The sequence below is a fragment of the Halobacteriovorax sp. RT-2-4 genome, assembly GCF_047085445.1.
Lineage (GTDB): Bacteria > Bdellovibrionota > Bacteriovoracia > Bacteriovoracales > Bacteriovoracaceae > Halobacteriovorax_A.
In genome coordinates, this window is record NZ_JBKIXY010000002.1 from 241,557 (window position 1) to 254,285 (window position 12,729).

Sequence of the window (12,729 nt, forward strand, 5' to 3'; positions counted from 1 at the left end):
TCGTAGCGCAAAACTAAATTGTTACATCCTAATCTTAACACAAGGAACTATGGCCGACTGAAAGAGTTTGACCTCGTGATTTTGGCTACTTAAAATTAGAATATGAAAAAATTTATACAATACTTTATCGATAATCTTCTAATCTCTAACGTTTTATTCTTCAGTGTCTTTGTCATCGCAATCTTTGCGTGGACTAAAATTCCAAAGGAAGAAATGCCAGACTTTGAATCACCTTATGTTCGAATCATGACTGTTTTTCCAGGGGCAAGTGCAGAGGATGTGGAATTTTTTATTACAAAGCCCATTGAAGAAGAGTTAAAGAACGTTGCAGGTATCGAAGAAGTGCGCTCAGTTTCTTCAACAGGTTCAAGTTCTGTTACAGTTGTGATGCTTGAGAACTACCCGAACCCGAGAGAAGTTTACCTCGACATACAAGATGCGGCACTTCGTGCAGATCTTCCTAATGAAGCCGAACTCCCAACTTTTCATCAATTTAAATCTTCTGAAAAAGCATATATTGATATTGGATTCTATCTTGAGGGTAAAAGAGACCTATCAGTTAAAGACCGTGATCGCCTTCAACAATTAGTTAGAAATTTTGAAACTCAAGTAAAGACACTACCTTCAGTATCAGGTGTTGATCGCAGTGGTTATCTTGATCCAGAAAATCATATCCTACTTAGTCCTACTAAGATAAAGGAAAATAAAATATCAATCCACAAAGTTGTTTCAAGCTTAAGAGAAAGTCACATTCGTGCTCCTATCGGAGTTTTAGAAGATACACAGCAATCTAAAGTAACTTCAATTAATGAACTTATTGATGAAAGTGATTTTAAAGACCTTCTTGTTACAGGTAACTACGATGGTGAAGGTGTTACTCTTGATCAAATAGCAACTTTTAGAAAATCTTTTGAAAAAACTAATAGCATCTATAAAATTAATGGCCATGAAGGAATCATGCTCAACTTAAAGAAGAGTCACAATGTTGATATTCTTGAAGCAAATAAAGCGACCGTTGCCTTCATTGAAAAATACAAGAAAGGACAGCTCGATGATTTGAAAATCGTAACACTTGATGATGAGTCATACGATGTAAAAAATAGACTTGCCATTGTCGCCAGTAACGGACTACTTGGTTTTGCTCTTATTGTTCTCGTTCTCTTTTTATTCCTCGATTTTAAATCAGGAATATGGGTCAGTATGGGGATCCCATTCACACTATGCTTCACCCTTATTTGTATGCTCATTTTTGATTACACAATCAATAATATGACTCTTGCTGCAATCATCATTGTAATGGGAATTGTCGTAGATGATGCCATTATTGTAGCTGAGAATATAGGCCGAATTACAGAAGATCACAAAGGGACTTTAAAAGAGTTAATGGATAAGGTAACAGCAAATGCTGCGAGTCTTCTAATGCCTATCACAAGTGCAATTGCGACAACTTGTGTGGCCTTTCTGCCTCTCTTATTCTTTGGAGGATGGTTTGGAAAATTCGTCTACGTTCTTCCCTTTATTATTACGATGATGCTCGTTGCCTCATTACTTGAATCCTTCACAGTACTTCCAGCACACGTTTTCCAGAGAAAACCTAAGAAGAAACATGAAGTAAGTTGGTTTAGAAAATATGAAGCAATTTATGCAAATACCTTAGAGAAGGCCTTAAATTATCGCGCCCTAATTGTTGTGATCTTCATCGCATCCACTGCCCTTTCGGGATATCTTTTCAAAACAAAACTTAAATTTGTGATGTTTCCAAGAGAAGAAAGTAAGGAATTGAGTTTAAGTGTTTACACTAAAAAAGGAACTTCAAAAGATGAAATGAATGAGTATCTTAAACCAATTGAAGATATTCTACTTGCCTCGACTAAGGAATTAAGTATTGTTGGTTTCCGTTCAAATGTAGGTCAATCAAGACGTGGTGGTGCAGTTAATTACAATCGTGCAAATATCAATGTTGAAATTTTACCTGCAGATGAAAGAGAACTTTCTGCAAATCAAATCATTGATATTTTAAAAGAAAGAATGAAAGACACTCCAAATATTGAAGAAGTGCGCTTCTTTAAATCTCGCTGGGGAAGTGGTTCTGGTTCAACGATTGAAATTCAAATTCAAGAAAATGATGACAAGATTAGAGCTGAGATTGCAAATATACTTGCAGAAAATCAAAAGGCCAATAAAACTCTTAAAAACGTTGAGATTGAAAGACCTATTAATACTAAAGAGTATAACTTTAAAATTAATCAAAATGAAATTTTAAGATTTGGCCTTACTCCAAGTGACGTTACCACTTCCCTACGTACATTTGTCCAAGGAACAGTTCTTTATACTCTTAAAAGTACTGATGAAGAGGTTGAAGTAAGACTTACTGTCGCTAAGAATTACAAAGTTGATATCGAAAGATTAAAGCAACTAAGAATTGATAACGGCACGGGTGGCTATGTTCCTATCTCACGTTTTATAACAATTGAAGAAGTTGTAAAACCTTCTAATATTGAGCGTGTTGACTTTAAAAGAACGACAATGGTCTACTCTGATATTGAAGAAAGCTCAGGTGTTACTCCTTTAGAAGTAGCAGATTACTATGAGAATGAAGTTTTTCCAGAAATTCTTAAAAAGTATCCATCTTCAATTATTAACTTTGTTGGTGAAATTGAGGAAACGAGGGAGTCTACAGGAGACTTTATGATGGCAGGTTTTCTTGTCATTGCTTTAATTTATATGATCTTAACGATACAGTTTAAATCACTCTCGGCCCCACTAATCATTATGACGATTATTCCAATTGGGGTATCCGGAGTTATTTATATTCTTATGGCACACAGTATGGAAATTTTTGGATTCTTTGCGGTCATCGGTGCACTAGGAATGGTTGGGGTTGTAGTCAATGATTCAATTGTCCTCATTGATAAGTTAATCAATGATACTAAGTTTACGACAGATAAGAAGGATCTTTACAAGCAGATTGGTGAGATCTCTTCAACAAGACTTAGAGCAATTATCCTGACAACACTAACTACTGTTATTGGGGTACTTCCTACGGCCTACGGTTTTGCGGGATACGATTCAATGTTATCAGAGATGATGCTTACAATGGGCTGGGGTCTAGCTATCTCGACAGTCATTACATTATTTCTAACACCGGCGATCTTCTCATATTTATCGAGGTTTTTAGTGACTCAAGATATACCAGAAGAAGAAGCCTTTCTAAGCGAGAAATAGATTATTAAGTACCTGATATTATGTCCTAATGGCCGTTAATATCAGGTATCTATTCAATAAAAAATCTTGTCCATTTTATTTACGGCCCTTTTCGTTTTTTCAAAACACTAATTCCTGTGACTAAATAATGATAATTTCTTCATATGAGCAAATTCAATATTTTGAAGAAATTTCTTATCCTGATGCTAGGTACTTACCTTTTATGTACTCCTACGAGCTTTGGCCAGGATACGACGACAGAACTTCAACTCAAAATTGAACAGCTATTAATTCACAATGATCTAGGTGAAGATGTCGCAGAGAAACTAATCTTTGGTATAAATGATATTGAGTCTCGTGAAGGTGAAAATCTTGATATCGAAAAAATAACCAATGATTTGGAAAAACTAAAAGAAGAGAATGATGATCTCTATGAAAATGTAGAGCTAGAAGTTCTTCCTCTTAACGAAGCTAGCGTTTCGATAAAATTTGAAATGCAAAAAAAGAGACTCATAAAAAGAGTTATTATTAGAGTATTTGATAATCAAAACCTAGAAAATGATATTGAAAGTGATCTTAGATCAAAGCTTGCACTTCGTCGTGGAGCTTTCTTCAAGTCAAAACAAATGCTTGAAGATTTAAATACAATTAGTGAGTTTTATAAGTCAAAAGGCCATGCACTTACTAAAGTTAATAAGAAGTTAAAGCTTGATAAGGAAGATGAAATTAGTATCTTCTTCGATATTTATCTTAACTCAGAACAAATTAAAATTAACGATATCAACTTCGACGGTAATAATACTTTTACCTCAAGACAATTAAGAGAGTTGATTTCTTCGAAAGAGTCTCACCTCTTTTCTAAAAACCTATTCATTGAAAGCACATTTCTTGAAGACGTCGAAAGAATCAAAAGACATTACATGGAGCAAGGCTTCATCAATATTGAAGTTACACCATCATTTAAAATCGAAAAAACAAAGGCAAATCTACTTTTTACTATTAAAGAAAATGATCAACTAAAATTAGATCAATTATCGATTAGTGGTAATGAAGTATTTTCTAACGAAGAAATTCTAAAAACTTTAAATATTAAATTACCATCAGTTTTTTCTATAAAAAAACAGAGAGAAGCTATTCAAAAGCTAAGAGAAGTCTATGGTGAAAAAGGATATGTATTTGCTCATATCACAATGAATTATGATCAAAATAAAAGAAGCGCATCCGTAAATATAGAAGAAGGTGTTGTCCAAAAAATTATAAAGATGGAAATTATCGGTAATACAAAAACAACGCCAGAAACGATTTACGAGCTGATCTCAATTTATAATGGAGAAATCGTCAATACGAACAAAATCAATGAATCAATACTCGCTCTATATAAAAGTGGTTTCTTTAGAGATGTTAAAATTGACTATACCCCGATGACTAAGAGTGCGGGTAAGATAATAATTCAGGTACAGGAAGAGAGTACTCAAACTATTCAATTCTCTCTTGGATCCGTTTATGGAGGTGCAGGCTTTGGTGTTTCATTAAGTGATGGAAACCTATTTGGGACGGGAAGTTCATTGGCCCTAACGACAATGATTTCAAAAGAGATCAATCGTATTGGGCTGGTTTATAATGACCAACATCTTTTCGGTTCAAATATTAGTTTAAATATAGCGGCCAATCACGACACTGAAAGAAGCTTTCATTATAACGAAAATAAATCAGCTATTCGCATTCTCTTTGAGAAACAGTTAACAAAGAATATTAAAGTTGGCCTAGGTACTAGGCTTGAGTATATTTCTGTTAATAGTTTGTCACAACAATATGCTTCTGAAATTGATCTATCTGATACTAAAGACGTTATTAGTGGTCTTATCGGCTCATTTGCATATCGATTTGAAGATACAAATGATAAGGGATTAAAAACAAACGGTACTATTTCTATTCACCTACTGCCTTCATTTAATAAGCAAGATTTGTTTTTTAAAAGTATTGTAAATGCTCAGACGTCCCGTGAACTCTACCGCAATCAAGATGGAGGAGCTCACCGTATTTCGGGAAGAATCACTCTTGGTTATGCCTCCGAACAAACTCCATTTTACGAGCGTCTTCAAGGTGGAGGAAATGGAACAATACGTGGATTTGAATACGGGTCAATTAGTAAGGATGGGCAGCTAGGATCTAATTCAATGATCTCGGCCAACCTTACATATAGTATGCCTATTTATAAAGATGTCTTTAGTGGAGTTCTATTTCTTGATGCATTCACTCCAGGAGATAGCTCATTAGCAATGGATGACTTTAGACTTGTTGGTGGACTAGGCCTAAGGGCAAAAATGGACGCTGGCTTTGTTTCAGAAACATTTGAAGCAGGACTAACGATACCACTTCTAAGTAAAGATGGAGATATAACAAAACCATTCTACTTTATTATCGGGGAATATGACCCTGCTTATAACTTATAAGGAGATTAAATATGAATTTTAATCGATTACCTCAACTTATTACTGCCTTGGCCTTACTAGGTACTGTGGGTGTAAAAGCAAAGAATCTCGAAGTTTGTGATCGTCTTCAAAAAGACATCAAGATCGAGGAAGTAGATTTTCAAACAGCTTTAAATGAAGCTCAAGAATTATCTGGATCAGCTAAGCACTGTAAAGCGGCCAGAAGTTATCAACTGGCACTCGTAAAAGATCAAAAGCTGGCCTTAGATCAAGGAGTTGATATCAAGTTATTAAACGAGCTATATGAAGGGAATTATTTAAATGACTATGCGAACTTTTCTCTTTCATTAAAGAAGCTAGTTAAAAATCATCCTAGCTCTGAGACAATTCATTACCAACTTGCTGACCTCTATAATCAGAACCTACCTACTGATATTAAAAATATGCCTGTTGGTAATTTTGTTAAAGAAGATGGAAGTGCAAATGATATCGTTAATGAAGCCATTATGGTTCAAGAAGACTTTTTGAGAAGCTTTCCAAATTCAATGATGCTAACAGATATCCAAAGTAAACTTAGTAATTCAAAAACAAAGCGCTTAGAGAAAACTCTATCAGACTTTAAATATGAAATTTGGCTTAATAAGAAAACAAAAGATAAAGATATCTATGAGTATCAAGCAGCTCTACTCATGCAAGAGCTTTCTTCAAATGAAGATAGTCGTATAAAGGCACAGGCCCTTCTAGAACTATTTGAATTATACAATAGTAATCAAACTAAGCTAATTGATGCGAAAGAGAGAATGGCACAAGTTGCTTTTCTTCTTAGTGAAAGTAGTTATGTTAAAGATCGCGAAGTTAGAAGTGTCTTAAAAGATCTAAAGAAAGCAGGAATTGCAGCAGCAGCGGTAAGCGAAAGCGTGCTAAATCAAGCGATACAAGATAGTAGTGAGATAAAAAAATCTCTTCTTAGCGATGCAGATTTAAAAGAGCTTCTAAAAAATAAAAAAGGGCGTGATCGCTCAATCTTTATGCCAATCGAGTTCTCTGATTCAGAGAAGTCACTTATGCTTAAAACACTTGGTGTTGTAGGTGTTATGATGGCATTTGATCGCCCGCTAATGGATTTCGTACAGGATAATAAGAACGACACTCTGACGACAATTACTGACTTCACAAATAATTATGGTGAAGCGGCCGGGCTTGTGCCACTAGTTGGAGCATCAATGGCCATTGGCCTTGTTTTTAAGAACGACCAATTTAAGCGTGCAGCAGTGAGAAGTGTTGGTGCAGTTTTAATTGGACAATTAGCAACTCAGCTACTTAAGTCACTGAGTTCACGTGCAAGACCTCGTGAGGGGAAAGGCCCATATCACTTTGATGGAGTGAACTTTGGTCGAAATAATACGTCTTTCTCTTCAGGTCACTCTGCTGGTGCATGGTCTGTAATGACTGTATTTGCCACAGAATTTAAGGACACTAAGATTGTCCCTATTGCGGCTTATTCACTCGCGGCTCTGACAAGTTTTGCTCGCGTGTATAAGAATGCTCATTGGTTCTCAGATGTTACTCTAGGGGCGCTTATTGGATGGATTTCCGGTAAGTTAATGTACAAATTATTTGATAAAAAACAAGACGGCCCAGTAACATTTACTCCAGTAACTGGTGACCTAAACGGTGGTGCTGTAACATACAAGGTAGAAGGTCAAAAAGATCTTAGGGCCTGGCCAATTGACTACTACAAATTAGTATTCTCACCTACTGATAACGAGAACTAGGAAGTAAATTGAAGATTGTTTTTACTCTGATATTATCAATAATCATTGCTCTAGGTACTAGCTCTAGTACCTGGGCATTTGATTTTGTGTTAGATGAAAACCATGCTGTTTTAAAAGATATTGAGAAGCTAGTTAATAAGAATTGGAAGAATCTTAAGGAGCTTCAAGAGAATGAAGAGTGGCTTGAAGGACAACTAAAACTTCAATATTTTGGAACAATCTATCAAAAAGGATGGCATGGGCCCAAGGTTCAAAGAAATATCTATCCTGCAATTAATGGTCAATTCCTCGTTGTGGACTCTGTCACACTTAATGCTCCTGTTCTGGAGCAGATGGCATATATCGGTGCGAACTTTCTATTTAAAACGCTTGTTCCCGTTTTACAGGGAGCTCCAATTGAAGAGCGTAAGTTTTCAAAAGTGACGACGGTTGATTCATACGAACAAGCAATAACTCTTAATCATATGAAGGTTAACGAACTTCCAATGACAAGAGCGAAACTTAATCAACTCAAAGATGGAGAACAAGTTAATACTATACTCATGACTGGCTTTGCTTCACGCATGAATTTAATCTGGTTAGAATTCCTTGATGTAGTCATTCCTGTTCTTGATCGCTTCGGCCCAAAAGCTAAGTTTAAAGTAATGAAGGCCTTAGATATTACCATCGAAAAAGCTGCGCAGGATATAGCGCTCATCACAATTAAAAACTTAAATGAGAGATCAAAAGGCCTAGGTTTGGGACTAAGTGTTTTCTTAGATGAAGTAATTGATCTCCCTATATCTATCGGTATCAATGGATCAGCAGGTTACTCTCCTATCGTTTTTAACTACAAGAATAAAGAAAGTAAGATCAACGAACTTGTTTACAAGGTGGATCTTAGTACAAAAGAAGGACTTGATGCTTACCTAAGCTTTCTAGCTCAAGATTTTTCTAAGCTACAAGACCTTGAAGAAAAAAGAAATCAAAGCGTTGATCTCTATATTCAAAAAGAAGGCGATATCAAAAATAGCGAGTTCAATTGGGGTTTAAATCTTCTTCTTTGGAAATCAGGTGCTCGCTATATAAAAGAAGATGGCAAGTATACAACGACATTTAATAATGGCGATGCTTACCATTACGACATTATCGAACATAAGAAAATTACTGATCATAAAGGATTTTCAGGAAAAGAAAATAGAAGCTTTGAAGTAAAAGCGATCGTTCCTACAAATGAAGATGCTATCTCTAGCTTTAGTTTAGAGCTTAGTTACACATATTCTGATGAAATTGCCACAGGCCGTGAACTAAATAATGAGGCGCAATTTCTCTTTGAACGATACCTTGATAATGGAATGAGAATTGATTTCGATAAAAAGAAGAAGTATGGCAAGGTACAAATTCACTCTTCTCTTATGTTTTCAACAAAGGCGATTTCAGAGATTATGAATGTTGATGATTTTGATTTATGGGAATCAATCGCCTTAGCTTTTGATTATACAAATTCTCTTATTTGGATTGATGGAGCTAAAAGACGTCAATTTGAAAGAGAGAATTATGTATACAACGACTCCCATAGTGGACAACAGAATCGCCTCTCAAAAAGTGAAAAAAGAAAGCTAAAGCAGCTTGAAAACTTAAAGCTTGCAAAGAAGATTTATAATATTTTACATAAAATGCGTGTTAACGGTCTTACTAAGGAAAAGGCTGCTCTCTTAGTTGAAAGTCTTCGAAAGTCGAAACTAGGACCAAAGCTTCAAAGAGCTATGGTCAATATCATTGGACTTAATGATCTCATGGGACAGGGATATATTAGAGGAAATCTCTACTAGTCTCATTTAACAAGTTTTTTAAGTTTCTTTCCGTGCAAGTAACAACTTTGACTATGGTCTTGGACAATTCCACATGCCTGTAAGAAAGCATATATGATAGTGCTTCCAACAAAGCGAAATCCCCTCTTTTTTAAATCTTTTGATATGGCGTCACTTAACTCTGTTTTTGAGGGATAATCTTTAAGGCCAGAAAAGCTATTATAGATAGTCTTTCCATTTGTAAAAGACCAAATATACTTATCAAAGCTTCCAAACTCCTTTTGAACTTCGATAAAGTACTTAGCATTTGAAACTGTTGACTCAACTTTTAGGCGATTTCTAATAATCCCCGGATCGAGTAAGAGTTTTTCAATCTTTGACGGTGTGATTTTTGAAACTTTCTTCACATCAAAATTATGGAAAACCTTACGATAATGCTCTCTTTTAGTTAATACAGTTTCCCAACTAAGGCCCGCCTGTGCACCTTCTAGAATAAGGAATTCGAAGAGAGTTCGATCATCGTGAATAGGTCTTCCCCACTCTTTATCATGATAATCGACATATTGTTTATTTGATAATTTTAACCACGGGCATCTTTCTTTCATAACGATCATTATAAACCTTTTTTAAATTATAAATAAGGATTAAAATAAACCTTCATGTACTTTCAGAAAGGATAATAAATGAGTAAAGTAGTCAAAAACTTAAGCTTCTGGGTACTCGTCGCAGGTGTACTTGGATATATTTTAGGATCAATTTTTGGTGATCCACTTTGGGCAACGTCAAAAAACCCTCCAGATATTTATCAAATAATCGTTATGATTAAGGATGTCTTCATCAGCTCACTTAAGATGATGATTGCTCCGATGATTTTCTTCTCACTAATTGGTGGGATAATCAGCATAGGTGAAATCACAAAACTTAAGTCCATGGGAATGGTGACGATCACTTACTATATCTCAACAACAATCATCGCAATCTTTATTGGTCTAACAGCAGTCTTCTTCATTCATCCATGGAAAGACTCTGGAGTAACAATTAAGACTAAGGATTCAATCCAACAGCAAAAGCCTGCTAAGTTCATTGCAGAGGGTTCTAACTCAATACCACTTGTCATTAAGAACGTTTTTACAACTGCACTTGTAAATCCATTCCATGCCCTTGCAAATAATAATATTCTTGGAATTGTTACGGCAGCTCTTCTTCTAGGCTTATCGTTACTAATAGTTCATCACACCTCGAGTCCTCTTTATCAAATCGTTAAGGATCTCAATATAGTCATTAATCGGGTACTCCACTGGATTATCAATCTGAGTCCAATTGGTATTTTTGCTATCGTTTTTGATTTTAAAGTTAAGGTATCGGGAGATATTTTCTCTGAGCTTCTCTCTTTTGCCCTCTTAGTATTTGGGGCAACAATGGTACACGGGCTTCTCGTTCTTCCATCAATTGCATGGTTCTTTGGAGGACTAAACCCAATCAAACTATTTAAGAAAACGGCAAGGCCTCTACTACTTGCCCTTTCGACTGCCTCAAGTTCAGCAACACTTCCTGTAACAATGCAAACTTGTGAAGAAGAATTAGGCGTTTCTAAAGGTGTTAGTGGTTTTGTCTTTCCCCTAGGTGCCACAATGAATATGGATGGGACGGCACTATTTGAAGGGATTGCAGCTATCTTTTTGGCTAACCTTTATGGAATCGAGCTTTCAGGTGTTGCCATGTTCTCAATCTTCTTTATGGCAATGCTCTCTTCAGTAGGAGCACCAGGTATGCCTTCAGGCTCGATGTCAGGGATGCAGATGGTTCTTCTGGCCGCGGGAATTCCACTTGAAGCAATTGGTATTCTTTTAGTAATCGAGAGACCACTTGATACTTTCAGGACGGCCGTAAATGTCGAGGGTGATATTATTGGAGCAGTTGTTACACAAAGATACTTAGATAAGAAATTAACATAAAAAAACAAAAGGCCGCTTAAAGCGGCCTTTTTTATTGGAGTCTAAGAAAGTTTAATTATTTTACAACAACATCAAATGCTAAACTAACTTTATCATCAATCGCTTTGTCACCAAGGCTTTTGAAGAAAGAAGCAGAACCATACTTAAGACCAAAGTCTGTACGATTAAACTCTAGTGAACCAACAAAATTCTTACCATTTTGTGCCGCTAGAAACTTAACTTCTTTTGTCTTTCCTAAAATTGTAAGGTCAGCAGTTACTGTAAAACCTTCAACTTTTTTAATATCTAGAGTAGCTGTTGGGTACTTTGAAACATGAAAGAAGTCTTCATTTTTAAGGTGACCATTTAACTTATCTAACCACTCACCTTGAAGGTCTGTCGCAGTAAAAGAGTTCATATCTACAACAACTTTTCCTGATACTAGTTGACCTTTTTCAAGCTTAACATCACCTGATTTAATTTTAACTGTACCGAAGTGACGACCAGTTACTTTAGTACCTTGCCAGAAAACAGTAGATTTTGAAGTATCAATTTTTTCAGCATAAGTTGCAAATACAGTAAATACCGCAAGGGCCATAACCATAAGTTTATTCATAATATTCCTCCATTTGAATTATGATATAATTTTTAAAATATCTTAACAAAGTATAGAAGAAAATAAAGATCATTATTAAGGACATCTTGTGCTATAATTAGTCCATGATTTGGATAACAATTGAACAAATTAAATGCCTACAGGCGTTAGAAAAGGCCGGAAGCTTTACTAAAGCAGCCTCAGAGCTAGCTAAGGCAAAGTCTGCGGTAATTTACTCTATTAACAATCTTGAGGAACAAGTAGGCTTCGAACTCGTCGATCGTTCATCTTATAGGCCACAGATAACAACAAAAGGTCAGGAGTTTCTAATTGAGGCCTCAAAGCTTACAAAGCAATATGATGAATTGATTCACAAGACTCAGCAAATTTCATCAAATGTTGAAACCAGATTATCCATTTCAGTGTCTGGAATTTATGGCCTTGAAAAACTATATCCAATTATCAAGAAGGCCATGGCCCGTTACCCATCCACAGAAATTATTCTTGAGCGTGAAATCCTAAGTGGAGAAAAAATGCTATTGAACGATAGAGTCGATTTAGCAATTTTTGAAGACCTCTCAAGTATCAAGAATTTTGACTATAAAATTATTGGTAAAGTTGATATGTATCTTGTGGTTGCAAAGGATCATCCTTTTCTTGATCTACCTAAAAACCAACAAAACTTTAAAGGCCTGGCACAATTTCCACAAATAATTCAACGAAGTACAATTCCAGATGACACAACAAATATTGGCGTGATTGAGGACTCTCTAAAGTGGAGGGTTACAGATACGCCGTCGAAAAAAGAAATTATTCTAAATGGCTTTGGTTGGGGAAGACTTCCCTATCCACTAATTGAGAAAGATCTAAAGGCCGGGCGACTAGTACACTTGAAGCATCTTGAGAGTAAAGTCCCAGTCACCTTTTGCTTAGGACACAAAAAAGAGCACCATTTAGGAGAAGTGGCCCAATATATCTGGGATTCCTTCTAAAATAGCG

The 12,729-nt window shown here is 35.8% G+C and carries 8 protein-coding genes; 6 read left to right on the plus strand and 2 right to left on the minus strand.

What is annotated here, in order from left to right; translation table 11 throughout:
- Positions 1-102 precede the first annotated feature (102 nt).
- The 4 genes from ACMAYL_RS11605 to ACMAYL_RS11620 all read left to right on the plus strand — a co-directional run bounded on the left by ACMAYL_RS11605 (position 103) and on the right by ACMAYL_RS11620 (position 9,222).
- Complete coding sequence (locus ACMAYL_RS11605) at positions 103-3,225, plus strand: efflux RND transporter permease subunit (RefSeq protein WP_103218058.1); 3,123 nt, start codon at positions 103-105, stop codon at positions 3,223-3,225.
- A gap of 143 nt (positions 3,226-3,368) precedes the next feature.
- Positions 3,369-5,657: an outer membrane protein assembly factor gene (locus tag ACMAYL_RS11610; protein WP_412471110.1), complete on the plus strand. Its 2,289-nt coding sequence runs from the start codon at positions 3,369-3,371 to the stop codon at positions 5,655-5,657.
- 11 nt (positions 5,658-5,668) lie between these two features.
- Positions 5,669-7,411: a phosphatase PAP2 family protein gene (locus tag ACMAYL_RS11615; RefSeq protein WP_412471111.1), complete on the plus strand. Its 1,743-nt coding sequence runs from the start codon at positions 5,669-5,671 to the stop codon at positions 7,409-7,411.
- Positions 7,412-7,419: 8 nt separating this feature from the next.
- Positions 7,420-9,222: a hypothetical protein gene (locus ACMAYL_RS11620; RefSeq protein WP_412471112.1), complete on the plus strand. Its 1,803-nt coding sequence runs from the start codon at positions 7,420-7,422 to the stop codon at positions 9,220-9,222.
- 2 nt (positions 9,223-9,224) lie between these two features.
- Here the strand turns inward: ACMAYL_RS11620 and ACMAYL_RS11625 are convergent, their stop codons facing one another.
- On the minus strand, positions 9,225-9,806 hold the full coding sequence (locus ACMAYL_RS11625) for a DNA-3-methyladenine glycosylase I (RefSeq protein WP_412471322.1): 582 nt from the start codon (positions 9,804-9,806) through the stop codon (positions 9,225-9,227).
- A gap of 78 nt (positions 9,807-9,884) precedes the next feature.
- Here ACMAYL_RS11625 and ACMAYL_RS11630 point away from each other — a divergent pair, with 78 nt between their 5' ends.
- A complete protein-coding gene (locus ACMAYL_RS11630) occupies positions 9,885-11,156 on the plus strand; it encodes a dicarboxylate/amino acid:cation symporter (protein ID WP_103218062.1) in 1,272 nt (423 codons plus the stop codon).
- 55 nt (positions 11,157-11,211) lie between these two features.
- Here the strand turns inward: ACMAYL_RS11630 and ACMAYL_RS11635 are convergent, their stop codons facing one another.
- Positions 11,212-11,751 carry a YceI family protein gene (locus ACMAYL_RS11635; protein WP_103218063.1) on the minus strand — a complete coding sequence of 180 codons (540 nt, stop codon included), beginning with the start codon at positions 11,749-11,751 and terminating at the stop codon, positions 11,212-11,214.
- A gap of 104 nt (positions 11,752-11,855) precedes the next feature.
- On the opposite strand from ACMAYL_RS11635, the gene ACMAYL_RS11640 reads away from it, so the two are divergent.
- Positions 11,856-12,722 (plus strand): LysR family transcriptional regulator, encoded by an 867-nt coding sequence (locus ACMAYL_RS11640; RefSeq protein ID WP_103218064.1) that lies wholly within the window; start codon positions 11,856-11,858, stop codon positions 12,720-12,722.
- Positions 12,723-12,729 lie beyond the last annotated feature (7 nt).

Bases quoted from the DNA above. Each gene is read 5' to 3' on its own strand.
- ACMAYL_RS11605 (WP_103218058.1), top strand. From the start codon at position 103: ATGAAAAAATTTATACAATACTTTATCGATAATCTTCTAATCTCTAAC.
- ACMAYL_RS11610 (WP_412471110.1), top strand. From the start codon at position 3,369: ATGAGCAAATTCAATATTTTGAAGAAATTTCTTATCCTGATGCTAGGT.
- ACMAYL_RS11615 (WP_412471111.1), top strand. From the start codon at position 5,669: ATGAATTTTAATCGATTACCTCAACTTATTACTGCCTTGGCCTTACTA.
- ACMAYL_RS11625 (WP_412471322.1), bottom strand. From the start codon at position 9,806: ATGAAAGAAAGATGCCCGTGGTTAAAATTATCAAATAAACAATATGTC.
- ACMAYL_RS11630 (WP_103218062.1), top strand. From the start codon at position 9,885: ATGAGTAAAGTAGTCAAAAACTTAAGCTTCTGGGTACTCGTCGCAGGT.
- ACMAYL_RS11635 (WP_103218063.1), bottom strand. From the start codon at position 11,751: ATGAATAAACTTATGGTTATGGCCCTTGCGGTATTTACTGTATTTGCA.
- ACMAYL_RS11640 (WP_103218064.1), top strand. From the start codon at position 11,856: ATGATTTGGATAACAATTGAACAAATTAAATGCCTACAGGCGTTAGAA.